The following is a 22,160-nucleotide window of genomic DNA, read 5'->3' as shown; positions in this document are numbered from 1 at the left end:
CTCAAACACAACTATCGAGCCAAGCGACCTGGACCGACTCAATGGAAATTTCTCCGGAAAGGTGGCTGTAATCACTGGTGCCGCCGGTGGACTCGGTGTCGCCGTTGCGCGCTCATTCGTTTTGGCTGGCGCTAAGGTTGTCGTCGCCGATCTCGATCGGCAAATCGGCGACGCTGTGACGGCAGAGTTAAACAAGGTCGCTCTCGATGGAGGAACCGGCGGCCAGGCTTTCTACCGTCGCCTCGACGTCACCGATCCGGCGAGCGTTGCCGAAACCGTCGAATGGGTGACCACCACAATCGGGAGCACAGATGTACTTGTCAACGCCGCCGGAGTCGTCGAGAGCGCAAACACCTTCGAACTCGACGATTGCATGTGGGAACGCGTACTTGACGTCAACCTGACGGGAGTGTTCCGGTGCACCCGGGAATTCGCACGCACCATGGTGGGACGAGGCGGTGCAATCGTAAATTTCTCTTCCATAGCAGCGGCTATCGCGGTGCAGCCGGAACGACACCTCGCCTATGACGTCTCTAAAGCGGGCGTGTCCCAGATGACGCGAGTGCTGGCCGCCGAATGGGCGGAGCATGCGATACGTGTGAACGCCGTAGCTCCCGGGCGCGTCGACACACCCCTACTACGGTCACTGACGGTCGAGACACCCGATATTTTCAACGAATGGTTAGCTCAGGTCCCTATGCGCCGCCTTGTCCAGCCGCAGGAAGTTGCCGACGGAGTGGTTTTCCTCGCTTCCTCGAGCGCTTCTGCCATCACAGGTCAGACGCTCTTCATCGACGGAGGCGTCACGATCATCTGAGCACCGACTGATCGCGACGGCAGGACGTGGGGGACATCGGCGTAGACGTGGTGTCAAACTTCGGAACGCCATTCGTAGACGTCACGCTGCTTTGGCGCGACCGGAAGCGTTCTCGTTATTTCTGGGTCAACGCCACCATCGCTGCGTGCATCTCGAACATGAGACACGCACAGCGCATGGTGGCAAGAACCCACTCGCTCGCGACGCACGTAGAGACTGGCTGCAGTGACAGCGGATATCGACGTGCCTCATTACACGGTCCAACGAAAGATGAGATAAATCGGCATCCCAGCCCGAAGAGGCAGGGTGAGGAGCACTACCACCGCCCTCAATTCCGAGATCTTCGAACGCACGGAAGGATCCAACGCCGACGATCTCCCGCAAACAGGTGCAGCAGTCGACGACGCGCTCCAATACCGCTCGGAAGTACCTGTGGCGGGCGGTCGATAAGAGCGGCAATATCCTCGACGTCCTGGTGCAGTCACGACGCAACGCGAAGCGGCGAAACGCTTCTTTTGCAAGCTGATGCGCAAGCACGGGCGGGCACCGAGAGTACTGGTGACCGAAAAGCTCGCCAGTTACGTTGTGGCACATCGAGCGTTGATGCCATCGGTCGAACACCGGCGCTCGAAGTACCAAGTACCTCAACAGCCGGGCAGAGAACTCGCACCAACCCACCAGACAACGAGAACGCGCCATGAAGTATTTCCACTCACCGGGCGCAGCGCAACTGTTCCTGGCGGTGTTCAGTGCGATCTCACCACAACTTTGGCCCCTGCCGACACAAGCTCACCGCAAGCGATTACCGCTCCGAAATGACCACCCTGTTCGCCACGTGGATCGACGTCCACGGCCTATCTACCGCTGCCTGAACCTGTTTCCCACCAACGCAATTCTTACCAGCGTGACCGAATTCTGTTGATTACCAGTTGCATTCAGTCAATTTGACAGAGCCTCCAGGACAGCGCGGAGCCGCCGTCTGGGTCGAATTACTCTGCTGCGCTCCAGGCTTGGAGATACGCCTCTTGAACAGTTTCTTCGGACAAACCCTGATCGCGAAGAACGCGGAGAACCATCCCGTACACGCGTGAACGGGTCCGGTAGTAGAACTCGGCGAACGCGGATTGATCGCCGCGAGTGACCTGTTCGAGGATCAGCGCTAGTTCGCGAGATTCGGCGATTCGTGCGGCAGCCGGCCGCGGAACTGTCGGTAGGGCATGCGTGGCAACGTCGAGTGCCTCCTCCGGCTGGCTCACATCGTGCGACTCGCCCACACGATGTGGCTCGACGAAGGGTTGTCTCGCTTCATCGAGTACAACCGTAGCGCGCATGTCCGTTTGTTTTCCGACAGCCCGCCCGCTGTCAGCCGGGAGGTTACTGCGGCATCAGGACCGAATCGATGAGGTAGACGGTGGCATTTGCGGTCTTGACGCCACCACAGAGGACGGTTGCGTCATTGACCTTGATGTCGTCGCCCGATCCGGTGACGGTGACCGTTCCACCTTCGGCGGTGGTGTGGGTGCCGTCGATATCGGCGGGAGCGATCTGACCGGGAACCACGTGATAGGTGAGGATCTTCGTCAGTGTTGCACTGTCGGTCTTGAGGCTGTCGATTGTGGCCGGGTCGATTTTCGCGAAGGCGGCGTCGACGGGAGCAAAGACGGTGAACTCACCACCGTTGAGGGTGTCGACCAGATTGACGTCCGGATTGAGCTGACCGGATACAGCAGCGGTCAGTGTGGTGAGGAGCGGATTGTTCGACGCTGCTGTCGCGACCGGGTCCTGCGCCATTCCGCTGACCGAGCCGGCGCCGGTCGGCACTGCCGCTGCGTAGTCCGCGCAACCTGCCCCGACGAGATCCGATGCGGGGTCTGCCATTGCACTGGTCGTCGACATCGACATGCTCGACGTTGTCGTCGCAGCGCTGGACGTGGCATCTGACGAATCATCGCTGTCGGATGAACAACCGACAATGCCGACAAGTGCGAATGACGCTGCTGCCGTGACTGCCAGAACTCGAGTGGAGGTGGATGCGTTCATAGGTTTGCCTTCCATAGATGAAGTGCCGGTGTGCACGTTCCGTACAAGGCATTCGGAGTAAGCGCGGTTGTGGATGGGAGCAGCTTCGAGCCATGTGCCTAGGGTCTCTTGGCATAAGAACGCCTCCGAGCACGGTGAGCGGTGCGCAGTTCGCGGGGCCCACCCCGGCGAGGCGGCAGCCGCAAGGCTAGCCGTGCGTGGCAATTCCATGCGCGCGATACCGCCACGACGCTGGTGTAACCGATCGGCTCGAATCTGAAACCTGCCCAGAATTTCACCATGTCCCGCCCCGAGCCCGGGCCGGGACGTTTGGTGCGTTGAAGTAAAGGAAGGACTCACCGGCGTCACGCTGGGGGACAGCTGACGCCGGTGAGCAGTACGCACCAACCTTGATATCGGTACGTAACCGAAACCCACCCCCTAAGTGACAGCCGGTGAGCGGACCTTATGTGGCGATTGCCGTGACCTCGACGAGCGTTCCGCCACAACAGCTGATTTGACATCCTATCCGGCCTAAAGGCCGGAGATTCCTACCAGCGCACTACTGCGCTTTCGGCGAGTTCCTGCTTCACAGCGCTGCGCCGGAACAAGTTCCTGTCCTACCTGCGCTCCACAAGCGTTTAACCTCTCCGCCTGCCCGGCGGCGAGAATGTTCTTGGCTGCATTCACATCCCAGTCGTGGACAGCCCCACACCGGCAGGTCCACGACCTCACTGCCAACGGCGTCGGCCCGTCCACCACCCCGCACACCGAACACAATTGCGACGACGCAAACCAGCGGTCGATCACGGCGAAGATGCGCCCACTCCGCGCGGCCTTCTCTTCGAGCAGGCGCGTGAACATCGACCAACCGGCGTCGTGCACCGACTTCGCGAGTCTCGTTCGCGCCAAACCCTTCACACACAAGTCCTCGACATACACCGCTTGGTTTTCGCGAATGATCGTCGTGGACGCCTTATGCGCGAAGTCGCGGCGTGCGTCGGCTACCTCGGCGTGCGCGCGAGCCACCTCAACTCGGGCTTTCTCTCGGTTTTTCGATCCCTTCCGTTTGCGTGCCAAACCCTGCTGCGCTGTGCGGAGTTTGCGTTCGGCGCGGCGAAAGAACTGAGGCGATTCGATGACCCGTCCATTGCTCATCACCGCGAATGTGGTGAGCCCCAAGTCGATCCCAACCTCTATGTCGAGTTCGGGCAGCGGCCCCGACTCCACAGCTACGACGAACGACGCGAAGTACCGCCCGGACGCATCCTTGATGACGGTCACCGACGACGGCTCCGCCGGCAACTCCCGGGACCAGCGCACCTAGACGTCCCCGATCTTCGGTAACCGCAACATCCCCCCTGGCATGATCTGAAAGCGGGCATTGCGGGTGAACCTGATCGACTGCCGATTGTCACGACCGGACCGAAATCTCGGCGAACCGATCCTGCCGCCCTTGCGTTTACCGGTGACCGAGGCAAAGAAGTTACGATACGCGGTGTTCAGGTCCGCCAACGCCTGCTGCAATACAACACTGGACACCTCACCCAGCCATACGCGCTCAGGTGTCCGCTTCGCCCCAGTCAATGCTTTCGAAACCTCGGCGTCCGAGAGATAGGGCCCTCCCGCGCGCCGCGAACGTTCACGAGCACCGAGCGCGTCATTGAACACCACCCGCGCACACCCGAACGCCCGCGCCAGCAAATTCTGCTGTCGCGGCGTCGGATAGACGCGAAACTGGTAACGAAGCTGCACCCCGAAATCGTAACAATGGTTTATGACAGAATTCAGCACCATTCGAACTGGCAGGCACTGCACTTTCGCACTGCATGCACACTTGGTTTTCGTGACGAAATATCGACACAAGGTGTTTTCCGCCCACCACCTGGAACGAATGGAGGAGATCATGCGGGCAGTATGCACGGACTTCGAGTGCGAACTCGTCGAGTTCAACGGGGAAACGAACCACGTCCACCTACCGGTGAACTTCCCACCCAAGGTGGCGCTGTCGAAGCTAGTGAATTCACTCAAAGGTGTGTCGTCCCGGCGGATCCGGCAGGAATTCCCGGAACTCGTCCAGCACTACTGGCGCGCACAACGACTGTGGTCCGGTTCGTACTTCGCGGGTTCGGTTGGCGGCGCCCCGATCTCGCTACTACGCCAATACATCGAGCAACAGACTCGTCCGGTGTAGAACACGCTCGACCCCTGTCGGACCTCCCGCGTGGGCCTTCACCACCGCCCTCAAGGACGGTGCACTAGCCCACCCTCCGGTAGCCAGTGGGAACGAATTCGAAACCTCGCAAAGGAGCGGGATTGGGTGGAATTCAACTCACCCCGAGTGTTTCACCGTGCACAACATTCCTGGTCCCGTTTTGAAAAGCAAAAGAATAGGCAAACTAGCTCCAGGCCGCAACGGTCGGGGTTCTGCATGCGGACTCGCAGCCGAGCGGTTCAGGTTCTTGCCGGTTGAGCACTCAGCCCACAGGATTCGACGTCATTTAGGGCTACTCCACTTCGGGGGTGTCCCTATGGTTTTCGTCAAGCGGCTGCTGTCGTGGGTTGGCGGTATAGCTCGTGGTTCTTCAGCATGGCATAGAGGACATCGCAGCGGCGTCTGGCGAGGCAGATGAGGGCGGCACCCAAGCTTCTTACCTTCGGCTCGTTTGCGGTCGTAATACGTGCGGCTGGTGGGGTCGTGCAGGGCGGCGAACGCCGAGAGAAACAGTGCGCGTTTGAGTTTGCGGTTACCTGATCGGGCGGGGTGTTCTCCGCGGATCGAGGTCCCGGATCGGTGGGTTACCGGTGCGATTCCGGCGTAGGCGGCCAGATGGCCGGCGGAGGCGAATGCTGATCCGTCGCCGACTTCGAGCAGGATCCTTGCGCCTGTCCTGACGCCCACGCCCGGCATGGTGGTCAGGACCCGGGAAAGAGGGTGGGCATCGAGCATCCTCTCCACGTCGTCGCCGACAGATTTGCGTTGCTGGAGAATCCCTTTCAGCGAATTAGCAAGTTTTGGGAGCACGATCTCAGCGGCCGTAGTTCCAGGAACAGCAACGGTCTGCGCCTCGAGGGCGGTACGTATGTCTGAGGCTACCGGGCGCCCATGCGCGGTGCATATTTGGTGGCGAGCGCAGTCAGTTTGCGGGTGCCGGCCGCGCGTATGCCGATCGGGCCTCCGCAGCGGGACAAGATTTCCAGCACCGCTCGATGTGTTATCCGAGGGCCTAGGACGTGTTCAAGAGCCGGGTGAATCCCGGTCAACAGCCCTCGGATTCGGTTACTGATGCGGGTGGCTTCGCCAGCCAAATCGTCGTCGAAACCGACCAGCACGCCGAGTTCGGTAAGGGTGTCATCGCCGGTATCGACCCGTCGCATTGTGTGCGGCATGGCCTGGGCGGTGTCGGCAATGATGAACGCATCACGAGCATCGGTTTTCGCGCTCCCGGGATACAGATCAGCGATTCGGCGCATCGACAACCCCGGCAAGTAGGCAACCTGGTGTCCACATGCGCGGGCCACGGTGACCGGTAATGCGCCGATCGTGTTGGGCTGATCGACGACAATCAAGATCGGCCCGTGTGCAGCGAGTTGGTCGAACACCACACGCAATCGAGTTTCATCATTGGGTAGCGCCTTGTCGTACAGGCGCATCCCTTCTATTGGGCGTCAAGCGCCGATACCGCGGCGTATGTCCGCACTCGCCGCCCCCGAAATGTCGACGCTGAACATGCGGCCCATTTGCGGGACGCCGTCACCACGCAGCTACATGAGCAATGGTCAACGCAGCAGATCTGCGTCTGGCGTCGGCGTGAACACCCGGCCGATCCAGATGTGAGTCTCGCACGCCACCATCTACCACTACATTAGGTCACACACAAGGTCACAAAAAGTCTTCTACAGCAATGTATTTCAAGAACTGTGTACCGATCGTCCGATTCGTCGACCACGCGGAAAGAACGCTCTCACGGTCGCGGGTGGATACGGAACATAGTTGGACGCGATCTTCGATCCGCGCAGTGCGCTGGCGCGTGATCATCAGAGCAATCCCCCGATCCCGCAGGCTTCGAGAAGCGATCCGTGTCCTAACCGCTACAGCCGCGGTGGTCTCGACTCAAGCTGTCATACGCACATGGTCCGTGGGCCGACGCAACCGAGTGCACGACGGACTCAAACGGAGGACCATTCAAGGGGTGGGCGATTTTTCGGTGATCGGCTGTACCGGTTCGTTGACAGTGGCGACCCGCGGACCGGCCGGAGCCGGCGAGGTACTGGTGGTGGTGCGCGGCTCGAAAGAGTCGTATCTGGCATGGTCGACCGACCCGCTACCAAGGGGCACCGAGGTGTTGGTGATCGACATCCACGGCGCACGGACAGTCCAGGTCGAACCCTGGCCCGGGCTGGGAATGTGAAGACCGATCCGCACAACACAATGTAAGGAGCGAAAAGCATGTTCGGCTACCGAGTGCCCGCGCCGGATGAAGCGATGCTGATCTCCGGAGGCAGAAGCAAAGGTGACGCGCCGTTCCGGGTAGTGACCGGCCACGGCGCCTACATCACGCCGCTATTTCGCAAAGTCCGGTTTCTGACCCTGGCGATGTGCGAAGCAGAAGTCGAGGAAACATGTGTCACCCAACAGGGGATCAGCCTCAACGTGCGCGCAGTCATTGCCTTCAAGGTGGGCAATGACACTGAGAGCATCATCAGCGCAGGTCAACGTTTTCTCTCCGACCAAGACCAGATGTCCGTGCTCACCGGGCGGATCTTCGCCGGACACCTGCGGTCCATCATCGGGTCGATGACCGTGGAGCAGATCATCAAGGAACGTCAAAAGCTGGCCACAGAAGTGCTCGACGGATCGAAGGAAGAGATGGTCAAGATCGGATTGACCGTCGACGCACTACAGATCCAGTCCATCGACGACGGCTCACTCGGCTATATCCGCGCGATGTCCGCTCCGCACAACGCCGCCATCCAACAGCAAGCGCAGATCGCCCAGGCAAGAGCCAACCAAGCAGCCGCGGAAGCAGAGCAGGAATCGCAACGCAACCAGGCTCAGTACGCTAGGCAAACAGCGATCGTGCAGGCTCAGTACAAGGCTGAGGTCGACAAGGCACAGGCCGAAGCGGCGCAGGCGGGCCCGCTGGCACAGGCGCAGGCACAACGAGAAGTGCTCGCGATGCAAACGGAGCTGGCGCAGCGAGCCGCTGAACTCCGCCAGCAGGAGCTGGTTTCGGAGGTGGTCAAGCCTGCCGAGGCGGACGCCGAGCGGGTACGGATACTGGCCGTGGCCGAAGCCGAGAAGATGAAGATCCAGGCAGAAGCCGCAGCTTCTCACAACCGGGTCGCGCTCGATCGGCTGTTGATCGACCAGCTCCCCGAGATCGTCAGGCAAGCGGCCCAAGGGTTGTCAGGAGCGAACCTGACCGTACTCAACGGCGCCGACGGGCTCAGCGAGATCGCAACCGGCCTAGTCGGTCAGGGCCTGGCGATCTACGACTCCCTACGCGACAGCCTCGGGCAACACGAGCCGACCGAGGAGGCCACCGACCGCGGCGAACTCAACGCGCGCCCCGCCCCCGGTGAGGATCTCTGAAACAGCGCTCACACCAGAAGCGTTCATTATCGGCGAGGGTTCTGGTTACCAGCCCTTCACGGTAACGGCGTTTCACGAGCTGACGTTGCTCCCGCGTTTCGAGAAGATCAATACGTTCATCTCACAAGCTGATCGAATCCACGTGTCTTCCTAAGAATCAACATGTTTGAGAGAAATTCCGTTCTGCTGCCGTAACTCGGATTGTCCTCGCGCAGCCGCGTTCAGCGGAATCCTCGGTCTCTACTTCAGCAATAATTGGTGATCCATTGCTGCGCGAGTTGTTCGTTCCTCTCCGGTCTCGCCGAGTACGACACTCCTGACAAATCAGCGACACATCCGTAGAGGACGATTTCGATACCGTACTCAGACAACATCCGGTGAACTCCCCGCGTCAACCGGGTAAGAACTTCGCCGCAGAGGTCCGGGTTCGCTGCATCGCTGCTGGTGCGAAAGCTGAGCATGTCAGACATGCTCATCGTACTTTCGGGCACTGACGCTATCGGGGAATGGGCTTGTCCTTCAAGCATCCTCCGATGTTCATGTGAAAAGTAGCGTCCACGAGCTGTTCGAGGTGCCGTACGACTACGAGTTGTGAGCGTGGCCAAGAGAAGTGCTCATTCGTGAGCTTCGATAGTTGTGCGGGCGTATCGTGGAACAGATCGGGGCATCTCGCACGTGATCGTAGATTTTACGTCGCCGCCGATCTGAAATAGCTTCGGCCGTGTCATGGCTGGGACAGGAGCGTCGTCATGACGCACAACACCTTCGATTCCCCGTCCGTCGAGGGTCCAGGTGGCGGCGACTCCACGCAGGTTCCCAGGCTCCGGCTCAAGCCCGAACAGCACGGCGTCACCGCGGTGCCGATCGGCAGTGTCGACGGGGCGTGGTGGCCCCACTCCACAGATCTCACAGCAGAGCTACCCGAGTTGCTCAGCGTGCTGATCACACGCGTGGGACCGGTCGATCGTATTGCCTACGATCTGAACGGATGGGACTCGCGCCCCACCCGTCTGCCCTTCGCCGGTCGCTCCGTCCGATTGGACGGCTACAGGTTTCAACCGCACGGCACCGTGTATGTCACCGGTGTCGACGGACGAGAACTCGTGATTCTTGTCGTCCCGCCCCACTGCGACCCCGACGCAGCACATCGCGCTCTGACCGTAGCCGCAGAGTCCGGAAACGAATCGCCCCTGTCCGAACTACTCTCGATCGCAACAACCGATGCCGGTATGGACCGTCACCTGCAACAAACCCGCCACACCGGGCTCGGGGACGGCCACGCCACCGGACACGCAGACGGGTCATGATCACCGCACTCGTCATCGAAACGATCAGCGCCGTCGCCCTAGGTGTGCTCACACTGCCCATTCGCGTCATCACCTGAACATCGCCGCCGTCACCCACTTCCGCGTCATTGGCGCGGTGAAATCTGCTGTAGAAGAAACGTCGATGAAGCGAAATGCGGACTACGGGTAGGGAATAGAGTCCGATCAGCGCGCCGACAATTCGAACTTCGAGCGGCAAGGAGTCACCGATGTGGCAGCGTGGAAGTTCCTCGACGCGGTCTTACACGTCCTGAAAACCTAGCGGTAGAGCATCTTTGGAGCGCCTCACCTCAATGGCGGTGATAAGACCGCGCGCGTCCATCACGAGAGGGTGAACGCGCATCCCCGCCGACGGTTACGAAACAGTTCTCACCGTCGAGAAATGAAAGACGATCACTGAACCTCACCTTCCGAAACACCACACAAACCCGGCGGCCACCACCGACGCCCGCGATCCATGGCGGATCCACCAACCGACTGACGAGTCGATATTCTGACAACTCAGACGAACTGCTACACCTCACCGGCCCACCGCCCCTGATACCGATTCGATCGTCCGAACTGCCAGCACATTGCCAGCGCAATCCCAGGTTCCCCGACAATTCTGCGATGTAATGGAGTGGTGACCCGAACAGGGCACATCAGTAAGACAGCCAGATGTCTGGACGTACGAACGTCTCCCCAACAACGGAAAACGCCGTAATATCCTCATCTTCCGTGTCTCGGAGTCTCGAGAAATGGACCGAACATCATGAAAACAACCACCCCCACACTGGCACGGCACAGGTTGGCCAAAATCCTCGTCGTCGGCGCGATCGCCGCACTACCCCTCGGGATCTCGGTAGCCCCCGCAACGGCAGTTACAGCCAGCGCAGCGGATCACCCCTGGCAATCCGAGTGCGATCACAACGGACCGTGGCAATGGCAACAAAACCGCGGCAACTGGGAATTCAACAACTGCGACAACAACAACGGGCACTGGGAAAGGCACGGAGACCGCGACAACGGAAACTGGATGTGGCACCGCGATCGCGACGACACACCATCACAGCAACCGCCCACCTTTAACTTTTTCGGCAGTTCGTGAGAAAGGACAATATTCTCAACAAACCCACTACAACCTCAGCGCGGGCCGTTTCCGAAGTACGAAGACGGCCCACGCGCACTGCTCGTCGGACTACCGAGAATGTTCGTCCACCGCAAACGGCCCCCGAGCGCGCTGCCCGACCGCGAGATAACACTCACCAATGGATCTCGCCATCTGTAGGTGCGAGTAAGTGAGGATGCCACGCTTCCCCTGATGACGATCGAGACTCCGCAGATCGGGCCTTCCCACAACAGAGGGCTCTATGCGCCGCGTACGGAAGCAGTGACGGACACATGCTCAAGCCGCGATGCGATTGAAACACACGATCTGCTCAAAACCGCAGCGAGCTAGAGTCTGCGTCGCGAATTCGGATCGCGAGGGCGCAGGATATCGATTCGAACGGGTCGGCCGTGTTGTCTGTCGCACCACTACGGTGTATCCACAAATTCGTTGCCGTGGACACACCTTCTTGTGCGAAACCAAGTCCAGATGCATTCGACGATCTGCGTTTGAGGATGGAACACGCAGCGGCATATGACCGGCGCCCGCCTACGACGACTGCGGCGACGTAGAGCGTCGCCCGCTACAGGTGATGAAAGGCCTGAACCTTCCCACTTCCGTCGACGGGGCGAAGCCCCTCGCACTACCGCCACCGCCCGAACTACCAGGACCGAGCACTGCGACAGGGTCGATGTACTGGTCCGGCTAGGCCGAAACGCTGTGGCGGCCAAACGATTCATCGGACGGCGACTCAAGAGTGCGAGTAAATGCCGCGGGTGCCGGTCACCGACAACTCCGCAGCTACTCCGATGGCCCATCGCAGGAGGTTGTCATCGGTGGAGCATCCGCAGTCGAAGTACCTCAACAACCGGGCCGGGTATTCCCCTCAACCCACCCGACAGCAGAGCGGGCGTTGCAATGCGTCAAGTGACCGATCACCTGTGTACAGAGTCGACAAGAATGTCGAGATCGGTCATCAGGGCCACCGTGGGGTGAGGGAATCGATTGGCCGCGCAGGCGTCATCGAGCGCATCGTCGAAACTCCGCGACAACTCCTCCTCCCGGTCGATGCTCGCCTCCAGTTCGGGAAGTGACGCTGCCCCGACTTCGAGCACCAATTCAGTCAAGATCACGCCGTGCTCACGGCGGACGCGTTCCATCAATGCGACAATCCTGCCCGCCGCGCTACGAAGGGCACTCGCCGGGAGTGGGCGTGGCCCGAGATTGCAACACAGTCCTGCCAATCGGATATGCGGGTGGGTAAGAACAACTTCCAGTTCCGCGTAGGTCGAAAGCGTATCGATGTCGTCGAGCGTAGTACGCGCGACGACCGCCAGCTTAGCCTCGCGCGTCGAGGCTAGAAAATGGAGAATCGTCATGAGATCTCCTCTGTCGAAATCAGCCCGCGGCACCGTAAAACATGGGCACCTAAGGGTCTATATCTCCAGCTGTACGCGCGCTCGGCCCGAGCGAGGCGGTATTGGACGCACCTTTGACGCGCTTCGGCGCATTCTTGACGCCGTATTGACCATTGCCGCGAATGTATTGCCGGACGGCAACGGTGATCGGGCAGTGCGACGGCAAAGGCCAGTCCGGAGGTCGGGACCGGAGGACGAGAGTCTGGCCGCATTCACCTCAGAGTGTGTCTCAAAGGCTGCATCCGGCAACTGAAAGAATCACGACTGAAGCCCCCAAGCGTTCTTGCCCATTGACCTGACCTGTCGGCGGAACCAGGGCTGAAAGACTCATCAACACGAATACAAGCACACCACTCCCCCTTAGCGATGATCGGCGCTTCCGGCTCCAACATCACCGGCCCCGCTCAGGGATCAACGCGCAGCGAGGAACTGCGGCCTCGGTGCAGTCCCACCGAACGGGGACTCGAGCATATTGTCGACGGTGTTGAAGACTACAAAAAAGTTTGCGCAAGGCGCCGGCGATATATTTCCCGCGGATGCGTGGAGAAATGCCGGCGATGGCGCTATCCACATCCTCGACGCAACCGAAGCGCTCGCCTCAAACGATCGTGTAACCGAGTTCATGCGCCGCAGTGTAGATACGGTCGGCCAACGCCGGATGACTCAACGGCGCCGAGAACTCCAGAAGAGCGAGGAACGCATCGGTGGCACGCTCGAACAACGCCATACACACGGTCCCGGCGTACCGGCCGCGATAGATAATTCCGTCCAGATCGTCATGCGCCCGGTGAATTGTCCTGGCCCAGTGCTTGTTTCGGCGGTGCGCTGCCGAATCGAGCCCATGGTTTCCGCCGACACGGGTCGCCCACACGCCGGTGCCGATTCCGGACCCATCGAGAAGGCGCAGTGCACGCACGAACTTCACGCCCGTCAGAACGGTTCGCCGTGCCGCCGGTCAATGGTGCGTGAGGATTGAAATGGTTCGGCCAGAGCACCACGGGGATTGCTTGCGCCGTAACAATTTCCGTGTCTCGTCTGATCGGCCGGAGGGGGTGGATGGTGATCGAATCGAAGGACCGGCCCGAAGGTGCGAAGTCCGTTCCAGGTGATTACGTGGGGGCCGGTGGTGCGGTGCACACGCCAGACCACGTCGCCGGGTTTCCACTCGATCACCTCGTCGGGAAGAATTCCCGCATCGCGGAGGTTCTCGATCGACGGCGGCGCAGGCAGCATTACCGCCATCTAGGCGGATGCCCACTGCGCCGAAGTGATCACGTCGGCGGCCTGGCTGATGTCGTCCTCGGTTCCCGCGCATCCGGTCAGCCATGCCACGATCGACACCGGCTCTCCCTCGACGATCAGGGACTGCTGTGGTGTGGTGAGCAACGCCTGCACAGACAACGGATGCATGTCGCCCTCGAGCAGCGGAACGATCCGGTCGAGGTGCGGTACCTGACCGGTGGAGGTGAACTGGGCGGGCGGAAGTAGCCGGTGTCGGCCAGAGGCGAACGCCCACAGCTTGTGTTCGGTGAGGAGTTGGCGGATCCGCGCCGGCGTGACGCCGAGCCGCTCCGCGGTCTCCGGGATGGAGAGGGATTCGTGCACCAGGTTCTGCATGCGGATATCGCGGTCTACCCGCGCCGATGCTGCTGGCACCGGATCAGCAACAAGCCCGGCATCGTCGAGAATGTGGGCGTCGTGAGCAGAGAGGACTGGCGTGGTAGCGCTGCGTTCCGAGGCGAGGCCTTCGAGGATCTGCCAGAGATGACTTCGGTCGAGGTCAGTACCGGTGACCTCTTTCAGCGCGCCCTCGAAGGGAAGATCGCCGTGCAGGAAGCGGTCTCGGGTGCTATTGGTCGCTGCGTCCGACATCTCCACACCCTTTCGTTGATTCTTGCACGTAAATCAACGATAGCGCGAGTGCGTGAGAGCCAACGATCAGATTCCCCGCAGCTCACCAAACCCGGCGTACGTCGCCTTCTACGACCCAGCACGCTCACCGACGACACGATAAACCAAACCGCTCCAGACCTAACCAGACACTGAACAAAATTACTCAATAGCGGCTGTCGCGCAATATAATTGGAGGAACATTGGCGCTATCGTCGACCACCATTGCGACAGTTGACGACGTCGCCAAGTCCGTTCAGGCAGTCCACGGTTCGGGTTCCGATACAAAGGCGACCAACCACAGCTTTCGTGGCCGAACCCTCGAAGTGCACAATCTCTCGTTGCCTTGCGGCAAATACTCGGCGAGCCAGCGTTGTCAAGAAAAGGGACGTCGTGGCAGCAACTTCTTCGCGATCTGCAACGTGTCAATATAGTTTAGAGTTCTCTATCGATTCGTGTCGCAAGATGACGGACTGCGCAACGCGACCCCTTCGGGGCGATACTCCGAACACCTGGACAATACCGCTTGCAGGCCAGTCATACTTTGGTACGCTTAGAGTATGACCGCGAAGTTTACAATCAGCCTCCCCGATGAGGACACACATGTCCTCGACGAGTACGTCCGTGATCACGGGCTCCGTGGCCGGTCGGCGGGAATCCAGGCAGCACTCCGACTTCTCGCGGCGTCCGGCCTCGAACGCGACTACGCCGCAGCGTTCACCGAAGGCGACACCGACGAGGCGTGGGACGTCACCGCGGCCGACGCCGGATGATCCGCCGGGCACACATTCACTGGGTAGATCTGGACCCTGCGCAAGGTAGCGAAGCTTCCAAACGTCGCCCCGCGGTGATCATGAGCAACGACCGCGCCAACGCCACGGCGGAAACTCTCGGCAGGGGTGTGGTCACCGTTGTTCCGCTGACCACCAACACATCACATGTCTTCCCGTTCCAGGTGCTCGTCGAGCCAGACGAATCAGGGTTAGGTCAGGCGTCGAAAGCTCAAGCCGAACAAGTACGTTCGGTGTCGGTGCGCCGACTCGACGCCGAACCAGTCGGAAAGCTCGGGCTCAGAACACTGGCCGCACTCGAGGAAGCATTACGACTGCATCTCGATCTGAACTAAAAGGAACAGGTCCGAAAACTTTTCGAGGTCCTCGCCGCGGCCAGGGCAGATCCCGCCGATTCCCCCCACACTGTCCGACCAGTGCCCGCGTCCTCGGGCACGACGGCGACGCCGTGAGCGTTTCCACGCGCTGTTCGAGTAGTTCCTGTGGATCCTCAGTAGGTCGGCGTCGAGCAGACATCGGCGCATCGACCCAGGGCCCTTCCCAACGGAACAGCCCAGAGCTCAACTGTAGATGCTCCGTGAGATCGAGAACCTCGATCAGGCCACTATGTTTCGGACCTGCCAGTCGCACCAAAACGCCGGTGGCGCTGTCAAAGGTCAGTTCCACCGCCTCACCTGAAGGTGGCGTCAATGTGACCGACCACGCTGCTCTCCCCCCAACCGTGGAGGGGTGGGGTGCGGGTACTTCCAAGCGGGCACTCATCCACCACAGCATCGAGTCTGGCCCCAGCAGGTCTAACGGACTGTATGCGGGCCCTAGGTGCATAATTCCGAAATTGCCTCTTTGACGCTGCATCTCGTTGTCGATGCGTACGAGCACATCGCCGTCACCCCTGGAGATGTAGACGACGTCACCACCACTTTCGATGCGCCACTGTTCATTTGGTCCATGCCAGAATTGGAAATTCTCGTCGAGGACCTGATCACCCTTGTTGCCGGTCATTCGCATCGATCCCGACGCGTAGATCGACTCCGCGGCCGCATTGCGTCCGACCAGTTCGACCCATCAAGGTGATGTCATGAGTCCACGATAGACATGCGCCAGATGGCCCGTCCAGGAACAATGAAGACCACAGAAACCAAAGCGTATCCGGCAGTGCGCGTTCGCGTATTGAGATCCACCTGGGTTTGAAAGTTCATCGACAGCCTCGTCGACATCACCGAAGTCGACTGAGCATTCTTCGACAACGCCATCCGGGAATGGGCGACCGGCCGCGCAGTACCCAGCCATCAACGGCCGAATCCCCGACCCCGACAACAACTTCCTCCCCACACCCACCGCCCGGATGCTTATCGAGCACCTCGTCGACTACCAATACAGCCCCACCGAACAACACGTATTCGAAGACCTCCGTCCGCGGCAACCACCCACCCCCGGACCTGTAGCGAAATACCAACTCCGATTGCTGCGCCTCGACAAAGCCAGCACCACCACACATGGTGGCGTAGTCGCCGCCGATGATGATGAATGGATCTGCCAGCCGGCCCACGGGGCCTCCGGATCCCGCGATCCCCGCGATCCAGCGGGACTTTATTGGATTTCCTGGGCATCCTTACTGACCTGTCCCACCGCCCGTCCCACATCACCGAGAACATCTCGCCGACCCAAGACCACATCCAAGGTTGCGGACCGACACTACGTCCACTCCCCGCCGTCCGGACGCCTCTACTCGAGTGGTGGAAACTCTGACCATCAGGGACATGCCGTGCACGCGTAACAATTCGCGAACGTGCGCCGCCTCGGGATCTCGACAGCAGCAGCGTAGTCACATCGTGACCGAACACCCCACCCAGAACCACCCGAATTCTCCGGCCCCGACCAATGGCCCGAACTCGGACACATCCCCGACAGCGTCGACGTCACCATCACCGGACAAACCTGCGCCGCCGTCACCGGCGGATCCATCACCGGAGAACACCAATCCACAAATCTGACTATCGACACCCGCCCATCAATCGACTCGCCGACCACCTCAACAGGTAAGAACCGCCCGCGGCGCTCTTGCCTGCTCGTGATCGCTGCAACCGGTTCGCTCTCACACATCTGATCTCTGCCGACATTCCATCAGCGACACCAGTGCTACGCTGTGCGCGGCGGTGCGAGTAGTGGATCAAAAACTACCTCGCGCCATTTTTCGTCCAGGGGCGCGTCTGGATCTGTCGATGCACTAGCCGAAACATCACCGGCGGGTGCTCCGGACATCAACGCGCGCAATCCTCCACCCGGACCGAAGATAGCCGTCCGCCCCTGTTCACGCGCCGCCTGCGACCACCACGTAGCTCACTTGTGACGGCAGGTCCTTGATGCTGGATTAAACTCTATCGCAATCTGAAATAGATTCGACTACAGCATTATTCGCCCTTTCACGATCCACGATCGTCCCCTGCTGTGGTCCACCACATGACACACGATCAAGGGAAGTAGGCCATGGGCGGTTCAACAGTAATCACCGCCGGCTCTGACAGTAGTCCGTCGTTCAGCTACAGGATTACGTGATTGCTCTTCCTCGCCATGAGTGCGGCGGAGACCTCTCGGCGCACATCGCGGTTGGTTGACGAGACGTTCCGCCGATTCGACGAACGCCCAGCCGAGAATGCTCTATGCAGAACTACAGACACTCACCGTGGACGTAGGCAGATCGACGATCGCTCGGCTGACGAGCGCTGCCGAACCATCCACCATTGTTTTCACCCCTGCTCCTACCAAGCCGCCAGCCAACAGGCGCGGATTGGGGCGACCCATCATGATTAATATTCCACTCGGACTTCGGCTTTCGTAGCATCAGAGACGATAGTTACTGCGCACTGAAAAGTGTCCGGTGAATCTCCTCGCCAGTCTTGCCCTCTGGATTAGAGAGAACAGTTATGGAAGCGGGCTCCGATGTGGCCGACTTGTTTTCCGGCTGACTGACCTCAGCCTGCGGGTCGTAGAAAAGTCGTTCGATCATGTCATCAGTACGGTTCACAGTAATCCTGACTTTTGTCGTATTGCATGGGCATGCAGCTACACACCCGCAATTCGTTCAGCCTCGGCACAGGTCCCCACGACGCAGTCGATGGACTATCCCGAGGACGCCTTGTGCGCTACCCAGGTGCGCGATAACCGACACGAGCGCAATATTCGGAGATCGCCCGAGATCGAAAAACTAACGAGGCCCCCTCCACTGTACGGCTCCCACGACATAAGCGAGCGCCGACCACCAACTCACGGTCTGGGCGTCAACAACGGCGTCGTATCCGGACGAGTTTCCAGCCGTCGTCAACGCGAGTCTCAAGTCACTGGTGCCGATCCGAATTCGAGCATAGATGCCGTGTCACCCACAGCTCTTGCGAAATTGAACGCAATTGAAATAGCAAGGCACAGTGCCTGATTAGGCCAGAGCTTGCATAGACCACGACGTTGCCGTGGTCGACGGCACCCTCACCGCACCGCACGCGACCCGATCCCCTTCGTCGCAGTCCTGATCACCTCCGATGCAGACCCCCGATCGTGGCGTGTTGCAGCACTCGACACCACCGCTGAGATCGAGAGGGACATCCCCGTAGCGGCTGTCCTCGGCGAATACACGGAATCGGCTGACAACGATCATCGCCCAATACAGTCCCCACGACCCGAAAACGGCCTCGATCGATTGAACCGACCCGACCGTAGTGCTCAACACCCAAGCGAACGGCACGTACACCGTCGCAGACACTCTCGCTGAGCTCGCCAACTACGATCGATCCGCGTGGCCATGACTCGCCGACGAAGGCGTGACATTCAGCGGTTGGTACCTCCGCGCCCGCCATCCCGACCTTGTCCGCGAACGCTGAACTCCGAACCAAGGACTCGACTACCCACGAAGTGGAACTCATCGAGAGCTTCTGATCAGGAGCCCCACTTAGAGTGACCACCCACAGTCACCGAATCCAATCCGCAGCAGTGCTCGATCACCCAAAACCCCCGGCCTGCGGCGAATGGAACCACTCCCGAGTGGCGTGATCAGAGACCCCAGCTGAGCACGATTACCCGTCGGTCAACTTCACCAATCCCCATGCAGCCCAGAACGAATCGCAGTAGGTGAACACCTCACGGCGGTAGTGTCAGTGGAGGTGCGGACGGATCAGACCGTTCTCGTAGGCGGCGATGACGAGTTGCGCCCGGTCGTGGGCCTGCAACTTGGTCATGATGCGGTTGACGTGAGTCTTGGCGGTGTGTGGTGAGATCACCAGGTCGGCGGCGATCTCGTCATTGGATCGGCCCGAGCCGACGAGAGTAAGGACCTCGACCTCCCGCTCGGTAAGGTGCTCGAGCGCCGGCGGGACCCGGTCGCTGTCGGCGGCAGGGTGAACGTAGCGGTTGATCAGGCTGCGCGTCGCGACCGGCGAGAGCAGCGCGTCACCGCGGTGGATGGCGTGGATCGCGGCGATGATCTGGTCGGGCTCGGCCCCTTTGCCGATAAATCCGCTCGCGCCGGCGCGCAGCGCTCCGACGATGTACTGATCCTCCTCGAAGGTGGTGAGTATCAGTACCCGCACCGACTCGAGGTTCGGGTCGGAGCAGATGGTCCGTGTGGCCGTGATCCCGTCGATGCCGGGCATCCTGATATCCATGAGCACCACGTCCGGTCGCAGACGGCGAGCGAGTTCGATCGCGCGTGCACCGTCGCCGGCCTCGCCGACGACGGTGAGGCCCGCGCTGTGGGTGATGATGGTGGTGATCGCAGACCGGATAAGAGTTTGGTCGTCGACGACGAGAACGTTGATCATTGCGTGTCCCCCTATGTGGCCAGGTCGTCGTGGGCGGGTTCTGTGGGTAGATCAGCAACAAGCAGCCACATACCTGCTCGGTCAGCCCCGTATATGAGGGTGCCGCGCACCGAGTCGACCCGTTCCCCCATACCGATCAGCCCCTGATTCATCCCGAGGTGTCGCGCTCCCGCTCCGCCGGGAGCGGTCGCGTTGCTGACGGTGATGCGCAGCGCACGAGGCAAGTACTCGATCAGCACATGAGCTCGGCGTCCGGTGCCGTGTTTGTGGGCGTTGGTGAGCGCTTCCTGGACGACACGCAGCGCGGTCACATCGATCGACGCCGGCAGCTCGTACGGATCGCCGTCGATGCGGACCGCGACTTCCATTCCATGACTGGAGAATTCGCGCACCACGTCGTCGAGTTGAGACAGACCGAACGGGCCGATCGCGGTGGTGGGGTCTCGTAGGGTGGCCATCAGGTCCCCGATCTCGGTCAGCGCGGTGCGCGACGCTCGACGAATGATCGCCAGCGACTTCTCTGCGTCGGCCGGTCGGTCGCGCAGCGAAGACGCAGCGACCCCGGCATGGAGGTTGATCACCGATATCTGGTGCGCGACGACGTCGTGCAGGTCACGGGCAATCGCCAGCCTGGTCTCGGCGACCCGCTGCCCGGCCACCGCATCGCGGGTGCGTTCGGCACGCTCAGCACGTTCGGTGACCGACGCGACGTAGTCGCGTTGCGTGCGAACCGCATCGCCGATCGCACCACCGAGCAGCACGGTCAGGACGTTCTGGAGCCCGCTGTATCCGTCGACGAAGACGAGGGCGAGCATGACGACGGCAACGAGGGCGGTGACTACGAAACCGCGGCGCCGGGTCGAGTACAGCATCGTCGTGTAGACGGCGACTCCCGAGGCCAAGACGAGGCCCGGATTGAACAGCCCGAGTGGCACACTCACGGCGACGACGCCGATCACCGCGGCCAGGACTGCGAACGGCCGCTGGTGTCGGGCCAGCAGGATAGCGGCGGCAACCGCATTAAACGCCAGGACATCGGGTGACCATACGAAACCCGCACCGGGATGGGGCGGGATTACGCCCGGGATAATCACGAGGACCACCGTGGCGGCCGAAACAATCCGACCCCTCGCGCCGCGATGCCGGGCTGGGACGCTGCGCGCGACCATGCCTGTCTCCTTTCGGTCGCCGGATCTCCCACGCGCGTGGCGGCTACCTCATCATTTCAGAGGCGCGGGGTGTCCACGTCCCACGAGGAGATGAATCCGTGTACCGCGACTGCGGTACGACAGTGTCCACGTGTGGGGGATTCTTCCAGTCGCGAAGCCGAGGAAGGTCTATTCGACGCCGACACGACCTCTATGAAAGACAACCACGATGACGACCACTGATGCCCGTGCGGGATCTGCACAAGACCTACGGGTCCGGCGGTACCACCTTTCCGAGCATTCGACCACGTAGATACTCGACTTTCAATTTAGGAGCACCTGGGGCATGAGCTTTTTCGACCGGTTCCGAGATCCTCCCTCGAAGCAGGATGAGGTGAACAGTCCGACTGTTGTTCCCTCCACCGGTTTTCAGCAGACCGCCAGCAAGTTGCACTCGTTCAACCGATACGAGATCAAGTATTTCGTGGACGAGTTGAAAGTGCCGGAGCTGCGTCGAGAGCTAGTAGCACGGATGGAGACCGACCCTTACTCGCCGAAGGGCGGGTATCCGGTGACGTCCCTGTACTACGACACTCCCGATCTGCTGTTCTACTGGGAAAAGATCGAGGGCCTGAAGTTTCGACGCAAGGTCCGCCTCCGCCTCTACGGAGAGCCGGCAGACTGCAGCGACGACACCCCGGTCCAGATCGAGATCAAGCAGCGAGTCAACCGGGTCACGCAGAAGCGACGGATTGCGCTCCCGTACGGGGTCGCGCAGCGATGGCTCAACGGTCGAGAAGAAATCGAAGTCGATCCGTCGCAGCGCCCGTTCGTCGACGAAGTGACAACACTGATCGGCAACCTCGACCTTCGCCCGATAGTGACCACCGGGTATCTGCGCGAAGCGTACGTCGGCAAGGAAGCAGATCTGGGTCTGCGGGTGACGATCGATCACAAGGTGCACGGGCGGGATCGGGACTTCGACTTCGCTTCCGGTGCGGAGAACAGATTCATCATCCCCCCGAAACTGGCCATCGTGGAACTCAAAGCCAATGAGCGAGTGCCGTACTGGGCTACGGACATGACGGCGCGAATGAACATGTCCATCATTCGAGTATCGAAATACTGTCAGTCGATCGAGGCCTTCGGAATGGCGCCCCGATCACGCAGTGGCGCACCCGAATTGGTTCTCCCCGCAGGTTTCGACAATCGCGTGCCGGACGACATTATGCAGCATGCCGCACGGATCGCATGATCCGAC

General features: G+C 60.6%; 24 protein-coding genes and 2 pseudogenes. 12 read left to right on the top strand and 14 right to left on the bottom strand.

Annotated features, from left to right (window positions below; genetic code table 11):
- The first annotated feature begins 61 nt into the window (after nucleotides 1–61).
- From R4P64_RS31040 to R4P64_RS34125, 3 genes are all read left to right on the top strand, one after another.
- A complete protein-coding gene (locus tag R4P64_RS31040) occupies nucleotides 62–817 on the top strand; it encodes an SDR family NAD(P)-dependent oxidoreductase (RefSeq protein WP_317824054.1) in 756 nt (251 codons plus the stop codon).
- A gap of 306 nt (nucleotides 818–1,123) precedes the next feature.
- Nucleotides 1,124–1,267, top strand: coding sequence for a hypothetical protein (locus tag R4P64_RS31035; protein WP_317824066.1), 144 nt, complete (start codon nucleotides 1,124–1,126; stop codon nucleotides 1,265–1,267).
- Nucleotides 1,206–1,343, top strand: coding sequence for a DDE-type integrase/transposase/recombinase (locus R4P64_RS34125; protein ID WP_411742738.1), 138 nt, complete (start codon nucleotides 1,206–1,208; stop codon nucleotides 1,341–1,343). The genes R4P64_RS31035 and R4P64_RS34125 overlap by 62 nt, the downstream gene beginning before the upstream one ends.
- 463 nt (nucleotides 1,344–1,806) lie before the next feature.
- On the opposite strand, the gene R4P64_RS31025 is transcribed toward R4P64_RS34125, so the two are convergent.
- From R4P64_RS31025 to R4P64_RS31010, 4 genes are all read right to left on the bottom strand, one after another.
- Nucleotides 1,807–2,091 carry a hypothetical protein gene (locus R4P64_RS31025; RefSeq protein WP_317824053.1) on the bottom strand — a complete coding sequence of 95 codons (285 nt, stop codon included), beginning with the start codon at nucleotides 2,089–2,091 and terminating at the stop codon, nucleotides 1,807–1,809.
- A 100-nt stretch (nucleotides 2,092–2,191) separates the two neighbouring features.
- Nucleotides 2,192–2,857 (bottom strand): fasciclin domain-containing protein, encoded by a 666-nt coding sequence (locus R4P64_RS31020; protein ID WP_317824052.1) that lies wholly within the window; start codon nucleotides 2,855–2,857, stop codon nucleotides 2,192–2,194.
- Nucleotides 2,858–3,370: 513 nt separating this feature from the next.
- On the bottom strand, nucleotides 3,371–4,159 hold the full coding sequence (locus tag R4P64_RS31015) for a transposase (RefSeq protein ID WP_317824051.1): 789 nt from the start codon (nucleotides 4,157–4,159) through the stop codon (nucleotides 3,371–3,373).
- Entirely contained in the window at nucleotides 4,160–4,744 is a 585-nt protein-coding gene (locus R4P64_RS31010) for a transposase (RefSeq protein ID WP_317824050.1), read from the bottom strand.
- Between R4P64_RS31010 and tnpA the strand changes: the two genes are divergently transcribed.
- Nucleotides 4,674–5,030, top strand: a complete 357-nt coding sequence (gene tnpA / locus R4P64_RS31005) for an IS200/IS605 family transposase (RefSeq protein ID WP_317824048.1) — start codon at nucleotides 4,674–4,676, stop codon at nucleotides 5,028–5,030. The genes R4P64_RS31010 and tnpA overlap by 71 nt on opposite strands.
- A 347-nt stretch (nucleotides 5,031–5,377) precedes the next feature.
- Here the strand turns inward: tnpA and R4P64_RS31000 are convergent.
- Nucleotides 5,378–6,493 (bottom strand): annotated as a pseudogene (locus R4P64_RS31000) (IS110 family transposase); the annotation flags it as partial.
- Nucleotides 6,494–7,029: 536 nt separating this feature from the next.
- Between R4P64_RS31000 and R4P64_RS30995 the strand changes: the two are divergent.
- From R4P64_RS30995 to R4P64_RS30980, 4 genes are all read left to right on the top strand, one after another.
- The gene (locus R4P64_RS30995) at nucleotides 7,030–7,248 is read left to right on the top strand and encodes a hypothetical protein (RefSeq protein WP_317824047.1); all 219 of its coding nucleotides are present in this window, start codon (nucleotides 7,030–7,032) and stop codon (nucleotides 7,246–7,248) included.
- 38 nt (nucleotides 7,249–7,286) lie between these two features.
- Nucleotides 7,287–8,432, top strand: coding sequence for an SPFH domain-containing protein (locus R4P64_RS30990; protein ID WP_317824046.1), 1,146 nt, complete (start codon nucleotides 7,287–7,289; stop codon nucleotides 8,430–8,432).
- A gap of 749 nt (nucleotides 8,433–9,181) precedes the next feature.
- On the top strand, nucleotides 9,182–9,739 hold the full coding sequence (locus R4P64_RS30985) for a DUF5994 family protein (RefSeq protein ID WP_317824045.1): 558 nt from the start codon (nucleotides 9,182–9,184) through the stop codon (nucleotides 9,737–9,739).
- A gap of 769 nt (nucleotides 9,740–10,508) precedes the next feature.
- A complete protein-coding gene (locus R4P64_RS30980; RefSeq protein WP_317824044.1) occupies nucleotides 10,509–10,844 on the top strand; it encodes a hypothetical protein in 336 nt (111 codons plus the stop codon).
- A gap of 935 nt (nucleotides 10,845–11,779) precedes the next feature.
- Here the strand turns inward: R4P64_RS30980 and R4P64_RS30975 are convergent.
- The 5 genes and pseudogenes from R4P64_RS30975 to R4P64_RS30955 form a co-directional block, all read right to left on the bottom strand.
- Complete coding sequence (locus R4P64_RS30975; RefSeq protein ID WP_317824043.1) at nucleotides 11,780–12,223, bottom strand: hypothetical protein; 444 nt, start codon at nucleotides 12,221–12,223, stop codon at nucleotides 11,780–11,782.
- A 450-nt stretch (nucleotides 12,224–12,673) separates the two neighbouring features.
- Nucleotides 12,674–12,808 (bottom strand): annotated as a pseudogene (locus R4P64_RS30970) (ectoine hydroxylase); the annotation flags it as partial.
- Between the two features lie 52 nt (nucleotides 12,809–12,860).
- On the bottom strand, nucleotides 12,861–13,187 hold the full coding sequence (locus tag R4P64_RS30965) for an RES domain-containing protein (RefSeq protein WP_317824041.1): 327 nt from the start codon (nucleotides 13,185–13,187) through the stop codon (nucleotides 12,861–12,863).
- A gap of 5 nt (nucleotides 13,188–13,192) precedes the next feature.
- Nucleotides 13,193–13,504, bottom strand: coding sequence for a hypothetical protein (locus tag R4P64_RS30960; RefSeq protein ID WP_317824040.1), 312 nt, complete (start codon nucleotides 13,502–13,504; stop codon nucleotides 13,193–13,195).
- A complete protein-coding gene (locus R4P64_RS30955; RefSeq protein ID WP_317824039.1) occupies nucleotides 13,505–14,134 on the bottom strand; it encodes a helix-turn-helix domain-containing protein in 630 nt (209 codons plus the stop codon).
- A 578-nt stretch (nucleotides 14,135–14,712) separates the two neighbouring features.
- On the opposite strand from R4P64_RS30955, the gene R4P64_RS30950 reads away from it, so the two are divergent.
- From R4P64_RS30950 to R4P64_RS30940, 3 genes are all read left to right on the top strand, one after another.
- Nucleotides 14,713–14,925, top strand: a complete 213-nt coding sequence (locus tag R4P64_RS30950) for a ribbon-helix-helix domain-containing protein (protein WP_317824038.1) — start codon at nucleotides 14,713–14,715, stop codon at nucleotides 14,923–14,925.
- Nucleotides 14,922–15,278, top strand: a complete 357-nt coding sequence (locus R4P64_RS30945) for a type II toxin-antitoxin system PemK/MazF family toxin (protein WP_317824065.1) — start codon at nucleotides 14,922–14,924, stop codon at nucleotides 15,276–15,278. Before R4P64_RS30950 ends, R4P64_RS30945 begins: the two co-directional genes overlap by 4 nt.
- Before the next feature lie 508 nt (nucleotides 15,279–15,786).
- Nucleotides 15,787–16,017 (top strand): hypothetical protein, encoded by a 231-nt coding sequence (locus tag R4P64_RS30940; protein ID WP_317824037.1) that lies wholly within the window; start codon nucleotides 15,787–15,789, stop codon nucleotides 16,015–16,017.
- 142 nt (nucleotides 16,018–16,159) lie between these two features.
- Here the strand turns inward: R4P64_RS30940 and R4P64_RS30935 are convergent, their stop codons facing one another.
- The 4 genes from R4P64_RS30935 to R4P64_RS30920 form a co-directional block, all read right to left on the bottom strand.
- Nucleotides 16,160–16,492 (bottom strand): hypothetical protein, encoded by a 333-nt coding sequence (locus tag R4P64_RS30935; protein WP_317824036.1) that lies wholly within the window; start codon nucleotides 16,490–16,492, stop codon nucleotides 16,160–16,162.
- Between the two features lie 276 nt (nucleotides 16,493–16,768).
- Nucleotides 16,769–16,921, bottom strand: a complete 153-nt coding sequence (locus tag R4P64_RS30930; RefSeq protein WP_317824035.1) for a hypothetical protein — start codon at nucleotides 16,919–16,921, stop codon at nucleotides 16,769–16,771.
- Nucleotides 16,922–19,085: 2,164 nt separating this feature from the next.
- Nucleotides 19,086–19,751: a response regulator transcription factor gene (locus R4P64_RS30925; RefSeq protein ID WP_317824033.1), complete on the bottom strand. Its 666-nt coding sequence runs from the start codon at nucleotides 19,749–19,751 to the stop codon at nucleotides 19,086–19,088.
- Nucleotides 19,752–19,762: 11 nt separating this feature from the next.
- A complete protein-coding gene (locus tag R4P64_RS30920; RefSeq protein WP_317824032.1) occupies nucleotides 19,763–20,920 on the bottom strand; it encodes a sensor histidine kinase in 1,158 nt (385 codons plus the stop codon).
- A 325-nt stretch (nucleotides 20,921–21,245) separates the two neighbouring features.
- Here R4P64_RS30920 and R4P64_RS30915 point away from each other — a divergent pair, with 325 nt between their 5' ends.
- Nucleotides 21,246–22,154, top strand: coding sequence for a polyphosphate polymerase domain-containing protein (locus tag R4P64_RS30915; protein ID WP_317824031.1), 909 nt, complete (start codon nucleotides 21,246–21,248; stop codon nucleotides 22,152–22,154).
- The last annotated feature ends 6 nt before the right edge of the window (nucleotides 22,155–22,160 follow it).

The sequence above is a fragment of the Rhodococcus sp. IEGM 1366 genome, from assembly GCF_033142425.1.
Lineage (GTDB): Bacteria > Actinomycetota > Actinomycetes > Mycobacteriales > Mycobacteriaceae > Rhodococcus_F > Rhodococcus_F globerula.
Note: the sequence above shows the minus strand (reverse complement) of the source record. Positions and strands in the feature narration are given on the sequence as shown.